Below are 15,721 nucleotides of genomic sequence, written 5' to 3'. Positions count from 1 at the left end.
AAAGCATACTTACCAAACCACATTATGATATCGACATTTTTTGGCCCACTAAAAAATGATATCCTCATTAATATTGATATAAATATAATTGGGATAACTTTTAGTTGAATTCTCAGACCGTTAATGGAATAAATTTTTAATTTTAGAGCTTAATTTTTTTGAATAGTATTTACAGGATGGGCAGAAAATACGTGTTTGATTTTGATAGTACATTGACCCGAGTGGAGGCGCTTGATGTATTGGCCGAAATGACTCTTGAGGGCAAACCCGATAAAGATGAGGTTATTAAAGAAATACAAAAAATCACGAATCTTGGCATAGATGGGGATATTTCGTTTACCGAATCACTTGAACGGCGAATAAAACTTCTGAATGCCCACAAAGACCACTTGGACGATTTGGTAGGGGAACTGCGTCAAAAAATTTCAAAATCCATATCGTCCAACAAAGAATTCTTCGAAAAGTTCTCAGATGATATTTATGTGATTTCCTGTGGATTTAAGGAATTTATCGACCCCATCGTAAAAGAGTACAATATTCCATCAGATAGGGTATATGCCAATACCTTTGAGTTTGACGATGAAGGAAATATCGTGGGATTCGACGAATCAAACGTGCTCTCACAACACAACGGAAAGATTGAATGCCTTAAACAGATGGATCTCGACGGGGAGGTTCAGGTAATAGGTGATGGCTACAGTGATTACGTAATGCGAGAAGCAGGCATTGCGGATAAATTCTTTGCATATACCGAAAACATACATAGGGATAAAGCGGCAAACAATGCAGATTACGTAACTCCCAATTTAGATGAGTTTTTGTATGTAAACGATTTGCCTAGAAATATATCATATCCAAAAAACAGGATAAAGATTTTATTATTGGAGAATGTACACACGGCTGCGTTTGAAAACCTGTCCGAAGATGGTTTTTCTGTAGAATTGGTGACACATAGCCTACCGGAAGAAGAACTTATAGAAAAAATAAAGGACGTTCATGTCCTTGGCATACGGTCAAAAACCCATGTGACGCGAAAAGTGCTTGATTCGGCGAACAAACTATTGGTGGTCGGCGCTTTTTGTATCGGTACTACCCAGATAGATCTGGAACATGCGAAAAAAAGGGGAGTGGTGGTATTCAATGCGCCGTACAGCAACACACGTTCGGTAGTAGAATTGGCCATTGGGCAAATCATTATGTTGATGCGAAGCGTTTTCGCCAGAAGTACCGAAATACATAATGGGCAATGGCAAAAGACCGCTGCTGGTTCCCGAGAGGTACGTGGTAAAAATTTGGGAATTGTTGGTTACGGGAATATAGGCAAACAATTGTCCGTTTTGGCAGAAGCCATTGGAATGCGAGTGTATTATTACGATGTCGAGGATAGGTTGGCGTTGGGAAATGCAATAAAATGCAATACGCTTGAAGATTTATTGAATGTTTCCGATGTGGTCACTTTGCACATTGATGACAACAAAGCCAATAAAAATTTTATAGGGGAACGAGAAATAAATCAGATGAAAACCGGTGCCATGTTAATAAATCTTTCCCGAGGTTTCGTGGTCGATATAGATGCCTTGGCCACTGCTTTGGAGAGTGGTAAAATCGCTGGTGCCGCGGTAGACGTATATCCCGAGGAACCTAGAAGCAATGGGAGTTTCGAGACTAAATTGCAGGGGTTCCCGAATGTGATTTTGACACCGCATGTTGGCGGTAGTACCGAAGAGGCGCAACGTGATATTGCAGACTTCGTACCCAATAAAATTATGGACTATATCAACTCTGGCAACACGGTTGATGCGGTAAACTTCCCAAATATTCGCTTACCCAAACAATCCAATGCACATCGTTTTTTGCACATTCACAAGAATGTCCCGGGAATTATGGCCAAGATCAATGAGGTATTGGCCAAATATGAGATGAATATTTCCGGTCAATATCTTTCGACCGATAGCGAAGTTGGTTATGTAATCACAGATTTGGATAAGGAATACAACAAAGACGTGATAAAGGCCTTGAAGAAGGTCGAGAATACGATCAGGTTTAGGGTTCTTTATTAAATATCTGTATTGATAGGTTTAAACGCCTATCGATGATGGTAGGGCTCGTTTTTCAATATTGTAAAAGCTCTGTATACTTGTTCCACGGTAAATAGCCTTACCATTTGATGGGAAAAGGTCATTTTGGACAAACTTAGTTTTCCTTGCGCTTTTTGGTAAAGCCTTTCGTTAAAACCGTAAGGTCCACCAATAACGAATACTAATTGTTTAATGCCTGAATTCATTTTCTTTTGCAGATATTTTGAAAACTCTATCGATGAATATTGCTTTCCATTTTCATCTAGAAGGATCAAAACGTCTGTAGGTAATAATTTTTTAAGTATGAGTTCCCCCTCTTTTTCCTTTTGCTGCGCCTCTGAAAGATTTTTTACATTTTTTATATCGGGGATAATATCCAAATCAAACCTAACATAGTGCTTTAATCTGTTTTCATATTCCAAAACCAGTTCTCGTAACGCTTTGCTATCGGTTTTGCCAATGGCGAGAAGTTTAATAGTCATGCTCCAAAGTTAAATGATTTTCTATATTGGGATTTGTTTTTCTTAATTTAGCACTGTTTAAAAAACGAGCAATGATATCCAAGGCGCAATTTGATTTTGAAATAGAAAATATCATTAAAAATGCCATTAGGGAGGATGTGGGCGATGGCGATCATAGCTCATTGGCCTGTATTCCAGTATCGGCTTCGGGAAAGGCAAAATTATTGGTAAAAGACGAAGGTATAGTGGCCGGAATAGATTTTGCAAAAAAGGTTTTTGAGAATGTAGATAAAAATCTAAAAACCGAAGTGCTCATAAAAGACGGCTCCCATGTAAAATACGGTGATATCGCGTTTTATGTTGAAGGCAGTTCCCAAAGTATCTTAAAAGCGGAACGATTGGTGTTGAACGCAATGCAGCGTATGAGTGCCATCGCCACAAAGACAAACACATTTGTTGCCTTGCTCGAGGGTACGGGAACAAAAGTATTGGATACCCGTAAGACCACACCGGGAATACGGGCTCTGGAAAAATGGGCGGTAAAGATAGGGGGGGGTGAAAATCATAGATTCGCTCTGTACGATATGATAATGCTCAAGGACAACCATATTGATTTTGCCGGTGGTATTACCAAGGCTATTGATAAGACCAAGGCGTATTTAAATAAAACAAAGCGAGATTTAAAGATCATCGTTGAGGCGAGAAATCTAGATGAAATCGAGGAAATATTGAAGTCAGATGGCGTGTACAGAATTTTGATAGATAATTTCAGCTACCAGGATACCCGGACCGCGGTAAAAATGATAGGTAATAAATGCCTAACGGAATCCTCGGGCGGTATCAATGAAGAAACGATACGCAAATATGCCGAATGTGGTGTTGATTATATCTCCTCGGGTGCTTTGACACATTCCGTTCATAATATGGATTTAAGCTTAAAAGCAGTTTAAATGTCGGTTGAGATCGAGGAAAAACTGGCAAAAATACCTGTTGTGAACAAAGTGGTATTGCTATTGAAAAAAGTGAAACTATCTGCTTTTGAAGGTCTTTCCCTTTACGATTTGATAGAAATGTATATCGTGGGTATTTTTCAGGGAGCACTCTCTACTAGGGCAAGTGCTATTGCCTTTAGTCTATTTATGGCGCTTTTTCCGTTGCTTATTTTTATGGTGACATTGGTGCCGTTTTTGGTCTCGTACATAAGCGTTGGCAATGCCAATTTTGATGTAGAATTTCAATCCTTTTTAGAATCGTTCCTGCCATCTGCCACGGGTGAGTACTTTGGGGATATTTTTCAGCAAATAAAAGATCAAAAAAGGGGTGGACTCCTATCATCGGCATTTATACTTTCCATTTTTTTGATCGCCAATGGGGTCAATTCTATTTTTGGTGGTTTTGAGACTTCGTATCATATAGAATTGACCCGTAATTTTTTTAAACAATATCTTTTTGCACTAATGGTAGGCCTAATATTGGGTGTTCTTATCATTATCGGCTTTGTGGCCTATATCTATTTTGAATTTTATGTATTGGGATATCTTAATGATTTTGCAGCTAGGCAGGGCGGTTATATGCTCGGGGAAGATGATATTATTGGTGTACAGATCGCGAAGCTGTTATTCTTTATCATTCTTTCTTATTTTACCACCGCTACACTATATTATTTTGGGACGCGAGAAGGGAAACAGGCCAAATTCTTTTCTATTGGTGCTTTGATGACAACCATTTTGTTTTTGACAACTTCGTATCTGTTTGGTATTTACGTAGATAAGTTCGCGCGATACAACGAGCTTTACGGGGCTTTAGGAGGATTACTTATTTTAATGGTGTATATATGGTTAAATTCCAATATATTGCTGCTTGGGTTTGAGCTCAATGCTTCTTTAAATTACCTACGAAAAAACTATAGAAAGAATGGGAGTAATGAGTAAAATATTATGGGGCATAATTATCGTGATGTCTTTTCAGTTTTCAAACGGTCAAAGCGTTTTTGGCAAATGGAAGACCATTGATGATAGAACTGGTAAACCTAAGGGAATCATCAAAATCTATAAAAAAGATGGATTGATGTACGGTAAAGTGCTTGAAATTTTGGAAAAGGGCAAGGAAAACGCAAAATGTACCAAGTGTAAGGGAGAATTAAAAAATAAACCCATAAAAGGCCTTACCATCATCAAAAAAGCCGAAGAAAACGAAGATGGCGAATGGAAAGGGAAATATCTGTTTGACCCTGAACAGGCCATGACCTTTAGGTGCAAAATTTGGTTAAACCCGGATAATCCTAACGAACTCAAAGTTCGCGGTTACCTTGCGTTTATCTATCGTACCCAGACATGGTTACGTGTTGAGGAATAGAAGGTGATGAGAAAATGCAATATTTTGTTAATGTAATACTGCCCATACCTTTAGAAAAACTCTTTACTTATAGTGTTTCTGAATCGGAAGCTGGTATTTTACTGCCGGGAATACGGGTTGCTGTTCCCTTTGGCAAATCAAAGATATATACGGGATTGGTACACGAGGTGCACAATAGGCCGCCGACCGTTTATGAGGCCAAGGAAATACATCAAATCTTGGATGATATACCCTTGGTCACCAAAATACAGCTACAACATTGGCAGTGGATTGCCGATTACTACATGTGTACTATCGGAGAGGTTTTTCGTACTGCTGTGCCCAGTGCTTTTTTGTTGGAAAGTGAAACGCTTATTTTAAGAAATAAGACTGCTGAAATTGATGAGTCCGATTTAAAGGATGATGAGTTTTTGGTTTTCGAAGCACTTGAGCACCAGCCGGTTTTAAGGGTTCAAGAGATAAGTGCGATTATTGACCGAAAAAACGTACTCCCCGTTTTGGAAAGATTGATGCATAAAAAAATCATCAACCTAAAGGAAGAGGTATATGAGCAGTACAAGCCAAAGCTTATTCGCTATGTTCAGCTTGGTGCTGAGTACAATACGGAAGAGGCATTAGAAGCACTATTGAAAACACTTTCGAGAGCTCCCAAGCAAAGTCAGGTTATTTTATCATTGTTTCAATTACAGGCAGTAACAAAAAAACCGGTCAAAGTAACCGATTTGGAAACGGAGAGCGGTGCATCAAAAGCCATTATAAAGTCATTGATTGATAAAAATATCCTTGATGAATATTTGATACGAACGGATAGGGTAAACTATGAGCCTACTATCAATACTTCTGATATAAAGGCATTGAACGAATATCAGCAAAATGCGTTGCAGGATATTCAGAAAAATTTTTCGGAGAACAAACCTACACTTTTGCATGGTATTACTTCATCCGGCAAAACAGAAGTATATGTAAAGCTGATAGAGGATTGTATAGGTTCGGGAAAACAGGCTTTGTACCTATTGCCCGAAATTGCCCTAACAGCGCAGTTAATTGGTCGTTTACAAGAGTATTTCGGGGAAAAAGTATCGGTATACCATTCAAAATATAGTATTCATGAAAGAGTAGAGGTATGGAACAACGTACTGCAAAACAGACCCAAAGCACAAATAATTCTTGGGGCACGTTCCGCCTTGTTCATGCCGTTTACCGATTTGGGGTTGATAATAGTTGATGAGGAGCATGAATCTTCCTTTAAACAGTATGATCCCGCACCACGCTACCACGCTAGGGATGCTGCCATAATATTATCAAATATGTTTGGCGGTAATGTCTTGTTGGGTTCGGCGACACCGAGCGTGGAGAGCTTCTATAACGTTTCCCAGGATAAATATGGGTATGCAAGTATAGATAGAAGATACGGTAATGTGCTGCTACCGGATATGGAGCTGGTGGGCATTAAGGAACAGACCCGTAAAAAAAGAATGAAAGGTCATTTTTCCGAACGTTTGTTACAAGAAATAACCGAGGCATTGCATATTGGGGAACAAATAATTCTATTTCAAAACCGAAGGGGTTTTGCACCAATTGTTGAATGTACAACTTGTGGCCATTCGCCACAGTGCCCCAATTGTGATGTAAGTCTTACTTTTCATCAGTATAAAAACCAATTGCGATGCCATTACTGCGGTCACCATACCGCGGTACAGCAAAGCTGTATGGCATGCGGTAGCCCTACTTTAGATACGAAAGGTTTTGGGACCGAGCAAGTTCAACAAGAGCTGCAAAAACTATATCCCGATGTAAATGTCGGCAGAATGGATTTGGACACTACACGGGGTAAGCACGGGTATGAAAAAATAATAACATCGTTTGAAAATCAGGAATTGGATATTTTGGTCGGTACTCAAATGTTGACCAAGGGGTTGGATTTTAGAAATGTGGGCTTGGTAGGTATCATGAATGCGGATACTCTACTGAATTTTCCGGATTACAGGGCCCATGAACGCAGTTTTCAATTGCTGACACAAGTCGCCGGCAGGGCAGGGCGTACGCAAAAAAGGGGTAAGGTCATTATACAAAGTTATAATCCATATCATCAAATCTTAAAGCAGGTCACTACCAGCGATTATGTTGGGATGTATAATGAGCAACTATATGAACGCGAACAATACAAATATCCACCTATCAATAGGATAATCAAAGTGACTTTTAAGCATAAGGATTATAATAAATTGAATGAAGCGGCAGAATGGTTCACAAAATCGTTACGAAATATCTTTAGGGAGAATGTACTGGGGCCGGAATACCCACCAGTAGCAAGAATACGAAATCAGTATCTAAAACATGTATTGGTGAAAATCCCAAAAACACAATCGCTAAAAAAGACAAAACAAGGCATCAAGCGTATAGAAGCTTCATTTAATGCTATCTCTGCCTATAGAAGTGTTCGTGTTATCTACAATGTAGACCATATCTAAAAAAAACCGCTTTTTGAGCGGTTTTTTTAGATATATATCCTTGTATATTTTTTAAACATTGCTCAACGCTTCCGCTAGCTCTGTTTTTTTATTTCTACTTAACGGGATAGATCTACCGCTAACTTCAACGTTTTTACTGTTGAATTTTTCTACCTTCTCCAAATTCACGATATAGGATTTGTGGATTCTCAAGAATTTTTCCTCAGGTAATTGTTTCTCAAAGGATTTCATGGTAGAGAGAATAACGATGTTCGCTTCATCGGTGACCAATTTTATGTAGTCGCCAAGGGCTTCTATCCATTTTATGTCATTAAGGATAACCTTTCTCTTTTTAAGATTACTTTTAACGAAGATGTGCTCTTCGTCCTCATTGACATTATGCATTTGCTCGTACTTTTGAACCGCTCTCTTAACAGAGGCATCAAAACGGGCTAGAGTTATGGGTTTGTGTAGATAATCCGTTACATCATAGTCGAATGCCTTTAGGGCATAATCCGGTTTTCCGGTGATTAGGATTACCTGTGGGCGGTTTTCCAAAGATTCCAACAGGTCAAATCCGCTAATGATAGGCATTTCAACATCAAGAAAGATCAAATCTATCTCATTGTTCTTGATACCGTTCTTAGCTTCAATGGCATTGCTGTACTCCGCTACCAAAGCGAGGTGTGGATGATTGTTCACCAACTTTGCAACTGCCATTCGCTGCATGGATGAATCATCTACAATAATACTACGTAATTTCATAGGGTTGATTTGTGGGGTTAAATCATCGGCAAATTACTGAATTTTCACTTTTAAGTGCAACAAAAGATGTAAACATGGTATATTTTGTTGTGTAAACAGTAATATATACGATAAAAGTTTAGGTTAAGTTCATTTTGTTGATAACATTTGAAAGTATAACGAAGAAATTTCTGTTTTCTTGTGAATAGAAATAAATATTCTTACTTTTGCGCTCCTAAAAATATATATTAATATGAATCATTACGAAACTGTTTTCATTTTGAATCCCGTTCTATCTGACACCCAGATAGAGGAAACAGTTAAGAAATTTGAGGATTTCTTAATTAACAATGGCGCTAAAATGGTAGCCAAAGAAAATTGGGGGCTGAAAAAATTGGCTTACCCGATACAGCATAAGAAAAGTGGTTTTTACCACTTGTTCGAATTTTCCGGTCCCGGTGAGATTGTTGCACCTTATGAGCAAGAGTTCAAGAGGGATGAGCGTGTCATGCGTTTCCTAACGGTAAAACTGGATAAGCACGCTATTGAGTGGGCAGAAAAAAGAAGAACAAGGTTAAAAACTAAAGCATAAACACTATGTCATCTATAGAACAACAGGCTAAAAGCAAAAAAGATGGGGAAATCAGGTATTTGACCCCATTGAATATTGAAACCAATACGCAAAAGAAATATTGCAGGTTCAAAAAATCCGGTATTAAGTATATCGACTACAAAGACCCTGATTTTTTGATGAAATTGGTAAACGAGCAAGGCAAGCTTCTACCTAGAAGACTTACCGGTACCTCTATGAAATATCAAAGAAAAGTGGCCCAAGCTGTAAAAAGGGCACGTCATATAGCACTAATGCCTTATGTTGGCGATTTACTAAAATAAGAAAGCTACTATCATGGAACTTATACTAAAGGAAGACGTACAGAACTTAGGCTTTAAAGACGACCTGGTAACTGTAAAGAACGGATATGGTAGAAACTACCTTATACCTAACGGATTGGCAGCTATGGCTACATCTTCTGCAAAAAAAGTACTTGCGGAAAATTTGAAGCAAAAAGCGCATAAAGAGAAGAAAATCGTTGACGATGCCAACAAGGTAGCCGAGGCTTTAAAACAGTTGGAGGTCAAGATAACGGCTAAGGTCGGTGCTGGTGATAAATTGTTCGGTTCTATCGGCACGGCAGATTTGGCCGATGCATTGGCCAAGGAAGGTCATGAAATAGATAGAAAATACATCAGTATTCAAGGAGGCACCGTTAAAAGAACCGGGCCGTACAACGCTCAGATAAGATTGCACCGGGACGTAATAGTCGATTTCCCTTTTGAAGTGATTGCTGAGCAAAAGTAAACGTATCAATTTGAATATAGCACAGGACCGCTTAGTTATACTAGGCGGTTTTTTTATGAATATATTATGAAGTATGAAAGACTTACAAAACAGCAATTGGAGGAGTTACGACCAGAATTTATAAATTTCTTGGCAACACAGTCCATAACGGCCGATGAGTGGAGAAAATTAAAAAAGGATAAACCACAAGTAGCCGAGGAAGAGCTAGATGTATTCAGTGATTTGATATGGGAAGGGGTTTTGACCAAAGTATCGTACTTGGAAAATATTTCGGCACGGCAAATGCACCTTTTTTATCTCACTGATAAAGAGATGAAATTACTATCCGTCAAAATAATGAATCCAGATATCGATTTAACGACCAAAGTGGGCTTCAACTGGTTCAAAAAAAACTGGCAATCAGATTTTGTGGAATACCTCACGGCTTCCAAAGCGTATACCGAGGATAAAAACCTTGATAAGTTTAATCTTATCAAACAAGGAGCGGTAATTACAAAAGGTGACCTGTATCGCTGGTTTGATAATATCATCGGATAAACCGATATTTGTTTTCATTTTTGGATATCCCGAACAAAGTCACAGGGGTATTGGTACATCAATTCATATAAATGGCACAAAAACCAAGTATACCCAAGGGTACAAGAGATTTCTCACCTTCAGAGGTCGTAAAGCGAAACTATATTTTCGACACTGTAAAAAGGCATTTCAAAACCTTTGGTTTTCAACCCATTGAAACCCCTTCTTTTGAAAATTCCGATACTTTATTGGGAAAGTACGGTGATGAAGGCGATAGGCTTATCTTTAAGATATTAGATTCGGGAGATTACTTATCTAAAATTAAAAGAATAGTGTCTGATACTGATTTTTTTGTGTCCTTTCAAAAGGAAGTAATCGAAAAGTTAAAGCCTAAAATTGATTCATTAAATATTGATGTTGATAAGTTTTCTGATAATGCTGAGTATAGAAATAACTTGTTAGATGACTTGATAAGTAAAAAAGAAATTTTAAAAAATGTAGTTGATGTATATGCTAAAGAGAAAAACTCTTTTGTTGATTTTCTAAATGATAAAGAAACTGCTTTTTTTATCGCATCTAAATCTCTTAAGCTCTATATTGAAATTTTGATTAGAACAAAGAGTATTGCTTTTCATAAGATGGATCTATTTATAGAGCAAATCATAAATGAGAAAGCAAAATCTCAAATTTATGATGGGATTAAATCAAATAAAGCAAGTAAATACTTGTCAGAAAAAGCCCTACGTTACGATCTAACGGTACCCTTTGCACGCTATGTGGTCATGCACCAAAATGAAATAGATTTTCCCTTTAAACGATATCAAATTCAACCGGTTTGGCGAGCAGATAGGCCACAAAAAGGTCGTTTTCGTGAGTTTTACCAATGTGATGCAGATGTTGTAGGTTCTACCTCCTTGCTGCAAGAAGTTGAACTTGTGCAATTGTATGATTCCGTTTTTACAGATTTAAAACTGGAAGGCGTCAACATAAAACTGAACAATCGTAAAATCTTGGCGGGGATAGCTGAAGTGATCGGTGCCAAACATCTGCTCATAGACTTTACGGTGGCTTTGGACAAATTGGATAAAATAGGTCCTGAAAAAGTAAAACAGGAAATGTTGAATAGGGGGCTTTCCAAGGATGCCATCGCCAAAGTAGAACCCTTATTTAGTATATCGGGAACCAATTCCGAACAACTTAATGTTTTGGAAAACCTATTGAAAGATTCCGAAGAAGGTACAAAAGGTGTTTCAGAATTACGCTTCATCGTAGACACTATCAATGAACTAGGGCTGCAATCGGCCCAATTATCCATAGATGTAACTCTGGCAAGAGGACTCAATTATTACACCGGCGCCATTTTTGAAGTTGCTGCGCCCAAAGGTGTACAGATAGGTTCTATTGGTGGTGGTGGCCGTTATGATGATCTTACCGGTATTTTTGGATTAAAAGATGTAAGCGGGGTAGGTATTTCCTTTGGACTCGACCGAATTTATTTGGTAATCGAAGAACTGAACCTATTTCCACAAACAATCGACAAATCCTTGGATGTACTTTGTCTTAATTACGGCGAAAAAGAAGCTCTCGCTTCTTTGAGGTTGATAACTACCTTGCGAAAATGTGGTATAAAGGCCGATTTATATCCTGCCGGCACCAAAATTCAAAAACAATTCAAGTATGCTGACAAACGCAATGTGCCTTACGTAATCATAATCGGGGAAGAGGAATTGAAAAACAACTCTTTCGCGGTAAAGAATATGAAAAGTGGCGAACAAAAAACTTATGATTTAACGAGTCCGGACGAATTCATTGATTTAATCAAATAGAAATTTTACATTTAGAAAATAGTGTCATCATACTGTAATTGGATTCAATATAAAACACCCGTGTAGAGCACGGGTGTTTTTATAAAGTATATTGACAATAAACAATAAGTTCTTTTCGGTTTTATTGTCATATCAATTATGAAAATCATATTAAAGATTTAAGGCTACTCAAAATAACTGAATGTTTCACCCTCCTTTATGGTAAGCAAGGTTTCATAAATCAATCGGATAACATTTTCGACATCATCTTTATGAACCGTTTCAACGGTCGTGTGCATGTAGCGTAACGGTAATGATATCAAAGCAGATGCAACACCGCCATTGCTGTAGGCAAAAGCATCGGTATCGGTACCAGTCATTCTTGATGCCGCCATGCGCTGAAAAGGAATTTTATTGGTCTCGGCAGTCTCTAAAATACGCTCACGCAGTTTATTTTGAACGGCAGGAGCATAAGAAATAACAGGGCCAGCACCCATTTCTGTATGCCCTTGGGTCTTTTTATCTATCATTGGTGTGGTCGTGTCGTGGCAAACATCGGTAACTATGGCAATATTGGGCTTAATGGTCTGTGTAATCATTTCTGCGCCACGCAAGCCGATTTCCTCTTGAACCGAATTGGTAATGTAAAGGCCAAAAGGCAGTTTCTTTTTGTTCTCATGTAGCAGCCGGGCCACTTCAGCGATCATAAAACCGCCAGCACGATTATCTATCGCCCTACAAACAAATTTATCCTTGTTCAAAATGTGAAATTCATCGGGGTAGGTAATGACGCATCCAACATGAACGCCCATTTTCTTTACTTCTTCTGCATCCTTTGCACCTATATCAATAAAAATATTGTCCAATTTGGGCGGTTCTTCCTTTCCGCTTTTCCTGGTATGTATGGCGGGCCAACCAAAAACGCCCTTCACGATTCCTTTTTTTGTGTGTATGTTTACCCATTTTGAGGGGGCTATCTGGTGGTCGCTTCCACCATTGCGTATAACATATAAAAGACCATTGTCTGTTATGTAATTAACATACCAAGAAATCTCGTCGGAATGCCCCTCAATGACCACTTTGAATTTTGCATCGGGGTTTACTACCCCTACAGCCGTACCGTAAGTGTCCGTAATAAAAGTATCAACATAGGGCTTCAGATAGTCCATCCATAACTTTTGCCCTTCCCATTCATATCCAGTTGGCGATGCATTGTTTAAATAGTTGCCTAAAAAATCAATTGACTTTTTAGTGAGAATCTTCTTTGTCTTCATTTACGTATGTTTTATAAACAAACTTAACAATATTCACTTTTATTTAATAGTAACATCAAATGTTTATATATAATTTTGACAAGGTTTTCGCCGTTCAAAAAGCATGATAAAAAAAATAGCATTAATACCACTTTTCTTTTTTTGCCATGGTATATGGTCTCAAGTAGAGGAACAACCTTTAGACTCTGTTCAGGAACGGTACATAATGGTAGAGGGGGATTCTATTTTTCAGACCTCTATCCCTTTGGATGATGTCTATGTTTTTAGCAAATTAAAATTTGATACCTATAAAGAAAAACTCAGGTACTATATTTTAAGAAGAAAAACGATAAAGGTTTACCCTTATGCCAAATTAGCGGCAGATCGGTTGGTAGAGCTCAACGATAGTTTAAAGCTTATCAAGAAAAAGCGAAAACGAAAAAAATATACCAAAAAAGTACAGAAATACATTGAGGAAGAATTTTCTGAGGAATTAAAAAAACTCACTCGAACAGAAGGCCAAATATTGGTCAAATTAATTTATAGGCAAACCGGAAAAACCGCTTTTGACCTAGTAAAAGAGCTTCGTAGTGGCTGGCGCGCCTTTTGGTACAACACCACTGCGAAAATGTTCAAGATAAGTATCAAAGAAGAGTTTCATCCAGATGCGGTGCATGAAGATTATCTTATAGAAGATATATTGCAAAGAGCTTTTGCAGAAGGCAGGCTTGAAAAACAAAATACCGCTCTTGACTATGATTATGCATCCCTTACCAATAAGTGGAATACGAAAACCAAACCAAAATAGTAACGGTTATGGCGTAACCACCTTGTAAAATGCCTTTGCAAGTTGGTCGGGCTTTCCACTATATCCAACAGTTCCTGGTGGGATGCCGTTGCAATCCCTTACGCAAAATCGTTTTTACAGGCTAAAACAGTTGTAAAAACAATAAAAATATCTTAAATTTAAGACCACTTTTTATTTAAGCAAATTGTAAAAAACTCGTTTATAGGGTTTTGCAAAATCAGATTAAAAAAAAGTGAAATTCGTGCTAAGAAATGTTTTTTATTTTAAAAAACCATATTACATTTGCACCCGCTTTAGGGATGGCGATCGAACGTTTCGGTTCCATTTCGAGAGGCGCGTCCCTACGGGGGCGATCGGGGTTCCTTTATGGGATTCCTTTGATTAGGGTTCATTGACATATTGGGTACAGTAAAGAAGAAGATAGACCGATGATCGACAACGGTCGGAGAGGGCCCGGGATGTTTTCGTGTTGTGAAGTTATTTGAGATACAACGATGAAGAGTTTGATCCTGGCTCAGGATGAACGCTAGCGGCAGGCCTAACACATGCAAGTCGAGGGGCAGCATTCTGTGCTTGCACAGAGATGGCGACCGGCGCACGGGTGCGGAACGCGTATGGAACCTGCCTTCGCCAGGGGAATAGCCCAGGGAAACTTGGATTAATGCCCCGTGGCACGGTCCCCCGGCATCGGGGGTCCGTTAAAGCTACGGCGGGCGAAGATGGCCATGCGTACCATTAGCTTGATGGTAGGGTAACGGCCTACCATGGCCACGATGGTTAGGGGCCCTGAGAGGGGGATCCCCCACACTGGTACTGAGACACGGACCAGACTCCTACGGGAGGCAGCAGTGAGGAATATTGGACAATGGGCGAGGGCCTGATCCAGCCATGCCGCGTGCAGGAAGAATGCCCTATGGGTAGTAAACTGCTTTTGTACGGGAAGAAACCCGCCTACGCGTAGGCGGCTGACGGTACCGTAAGAATAAGGACCGGCTAACTCCGTGCCAGCAGCCGCGGTAATACGGAGGGTCCGAGCGTTATCCGGAATCATTGGGTTTAAAGGGTCCGTAGGCGGGCCTGTAAGTCAGGGGTGAAAGTCTGCCGCTCAACGGTAGGACGGCCTTTGATACTGCAGGTCTTGAATTATATCGAAGTGGGCGGAATATGTAGTGTAGCGGTGAAATGCATAGATATTACATAGAACACCGATCGCGAAGGCAGCTCACTAGGTATGTATTGACGCTGATGGACGAAAGCGTGGGTAGCGAACAGGATTAGATACCCTGGTAGTCCACGCCGTAAACGATGGACACTAGCTGTCGGGCCTTCGGGTTCGGCGGCCAAGCGAAAGTGATAAGTGTCCCACCTGGGGAGTACGTTCGCAAGAATGAAACTCAAAGGAATTGACGGGGGCCCGCACAAGCGGTGGAGCATGTGGTTTAATTCGATGATACGCGAGGAACCTTACCAGGGCTTAAATGCATTATGACAGGGGTGGAGACACCTTTTCCTTCGGGCATTTTGCAAGGTGCTGCATGGTTGTCGTCAGCTCGTGCCGTGAGGTGTCAGGTTAAGTCCTATAACGAGCGCAACCCCTACCGTTAGTTGCCAGCATGTAAAGATGGGGACTCTAACGGGACTGCCGGTGCAAACCGCGAGGAAGGTGGGGACGACGTCAAATCATCACGGCCCTTACGTCCTGGGCCACACACGTGCTACAATGGCCGGTACAGCGGGAAGCCACGCAGCGATGCGGAGCGGATCCACAAAACCGGTCACAGTTCGGATCGGGGTCTGCAACTCGACCCCGTGAAGCTGGAATCGCTAGTAATCGGATATCAGCCATGATCCGGTGAATACGTTCCCGGGCCTTGTACACACCGCCCGTCAA

Annotated in this window: 14 protein-coding genes and 1 rRNA gene (1 of these 15 cut by a window edge); 12 read left to right on the top strand and 3 right to left on the bottom strand. The window is 39.8% G+C overall.

The annotated features are described in order from the left end of the window. The first annotated feature begins 176 nt into the window (after nucleotides 1-176). On the top strand, nucleotides 177-2,060 hold the full coding sequence (gene serA, locus HYG79_RS00555) for a phosphoglycerate dehydrogenase (RefSeq protein WP_179240235.1): 1,884 nt from the start codon (nucleotides 177-179) through the stop codon (nucleotides 2,058-2,060). A gap of 26 nt (nucleotides 2,061-2,086) precedes the next feature. Here serA and rlmH read toward each other — a convergent pair whose 3' ends face one another. Beyond that, a complete protein-coding gene (gene rlmH / locus HYG79_RS00550) occupies nucleotides 2,087-2,560 on the bottom strand; it encodes a 23S rRNA (pseudouridine(1915)-N(3))-methyltransferase RlmH (RefSeq protein WP_179240234.1) in 474 nt (157 codons plus the stop codon). 71 nt (nucleotides 2,561-2,631) lie between these two features. Here rlmH and nadC point away from each other — a divergent pair, with 71 nt between their 5' ends. From nadC to priA, 4 genes are read left to right on the top strand one after another with little or no spacing between them, the layout of a single operon-like run. After that, nucleotides 2,632-3,489, top strand: a complete 858-nt coding sequence (gene nadC, locus HYG79_RS00545; protein WP_179240233.1) for a carboxylating nicotinate-nucleotide diphosphorylase — start codon at nucleotides 2,632-2,634, stop codon at nucleotides 3,487-3,489. Continuing rightward, nucleotides 3,490-4,470 carry a YihY/virulence factor BrkB family protein gene (locus HYG79_RS00540; RefSeq protein ID WP_179240232.1) on the top strand — a complete coding sequence of 327 codons (981 nt, stop codon included), beginning with the start codon at nucleotides 3,490-3,492 and terminating at the stop codon, nucleotides 4,468-4,470. It abuts the gene before it with no gap. After that, nucleotides 4,463-4,894 (top strand): DUF2147 domain-containing protein, encoded by a 432-nt coding sequence (locus HYG79_RS00535; protein WP_228027904.1) that lies wholly within the window; start codon nucleotides 4,463-4,465, stop codon nucleotides 4,892-4,894. The genes HYG79_RS00540 and HYG79_RS00535 overlap by 8 nt, the downstream gene beginning before the upstream one ends. Before the next feature lie 14 nt (nucleotides 4,895-4,908). After that, on the top strand, nucleotides 4,909-7,365 hold the full coding sequence (gene priA / locus HYG79_RS00530; protein ID WP_179240230.1) for a replication restart helicase PriA: 2,457 nt from the start codon (nucleotides 4,909-4,911) through the stop codon (nucleotides 7,363-7,365). 51 nt (nucleotides 7,366-7,416) lie between these two features. Here priA and HYG79_RS00525 read toward each other — a convergent pair whose 3' ends face one another. Beyond that, the gene (locus tag HYG79_RS00525; RefSeq protein WP_179240229.1) at nucleotides 7,417-8,109 is read right to left on the bottom strand and encodes a LytR/AlgR family response regulator transcription factor; all 693 of its coding nucleotides are present in this window, start codon (nucleotides 8,107-8,109) and stop codon (nucleotides 7,417-7,419) included. 232 nt (nucleotides 8,110-8,341) lie between these two features. Between HYG79_RS00525 and rpsF the strand changes: the two genes are divergently transcribed. From rpsF to hisS, 5 genes are all read left to right on the top strand, one after another. Next, nucleotides 8,342-8,680: a 30S ribosomal protein S6 gene (gene rpsF, locus HYG79_RS00520; protein ID WP_179240228.1), complete on the top strand. Its 339-nt coding sequence runs from the start codon at nucleotides 8,342-8,344 to the stop codon at nucleotides 8,678-8,680. A 5-nt stretch (nucleotides 8,681-8,685) separates the two neighbouring features. After that, nucleotides 8,686-8,982, top strand: coding sequence for a 30S ribosomal protein S18 (gene rpsR, locus HYG79_RS00515; protein WP_179240227.1), 297 nt, complete (start codon nucleotides 8,686-8,688; stop codon nucleotides 8,980-8,982). Nucleotides 8,983-8,995: 13 nt separating this feature from the next. Then, nucleotides 8,996-9,448: a 50S ribosomal protein L9 gene (gene rplI / locus HYG79_RS00510; RefSeq protein ID WP_179240226.1), complete on the top strand. Its 453-nt coding sequence runs from the start codon at nucleotides 8,996-8,998 to the stop codon at nucleotides 9,446-9,448. 66 nt (nucleotides 9,449-9,514) lie between these two features. Then, nucleotides 9,515-9,985 carry a DUF6495 family protein gene (locus HYG79_RS00505; protein ID WP_179240225.1) on the top strand — a complete coding sequence of 157 codons (471 nt, stop codon included), beginning with the start codon at nucleotides 9,515-9,517 and terminating at the stop codon, nucleotides 9,983-9,985. Nucleotides 9,986-10,056: 71 nt separating this feature from the next. Then, the gene (gene hisS / locus HYG79_RS00500; protein ID WP_179240224.1) at nucleotides 10,057-11,790 is read left to right on the top strand and encodes a histidine--tRNA ligase; all 1,734 of its coding nucleotides are present in this window, start codon (nucleotides 10,057-10,059) and stop codon (nucleotides 11,788-11,790) included. Nucleotides 11,791-11,954: 164 nt separating this feature from the next. Here hisS and HYG79_RS00495 read toward each other — a convergent pair whose 3' ends face one another. Next, nucleotides 11,955-13,043: a M42 family metallopeptidase gene (locus HYG79_RS00495; RefSeq protein WP_179240223.1), complete on the bottom strand. Its 1,089-nt coding sequence runs from the start codon at nucleotides 13,041-13,043 to the stop codon at nucleotides 11,955-11,957. 103 nt (nucleotides 13,044-13,146) lie between these two features. On the opposite strand from HYG79_RS00495, the gene HYG79_RS00490 reads away from it, so the two are divergent. Together HYG79_RS00490 and HYG79_RS00485 are read left to right on the top strand one after the other, a co-directional pair. Further along, entirely contained in the window at nucleotides 13,147-13,830 is a 684-nt protein-coding gene (locus HYG79_RS00490) for a DUF4294 domain-containing protein (RefSeq protein WP_179240222.1), read from the top strand. Nucleotides 13,831-14,321: 491 nt separating this feature from the next. Beyond that, nucleotides 14,322-15,721, top strand: a 16S ribosomal RNA gene (locus HYG79_RS00485) (it continues 124 nt past the right edge of the window).

Origin of the sequence: Costertonia aggregata, assembly GCF_013402795.1 — a bacterium.
Taxonomy (GTDB): domain Bacteria; phylum Bacteroidota; class Bacteroidia; order Flavobacteriales; family Flavobacteriaceae; genus Costertonia; species Costertonia aggregata.
Note: the sequence above shows the minus strand (reverse complement) of the source record. Positions and strands in the feature narration are given on the sequence as shown.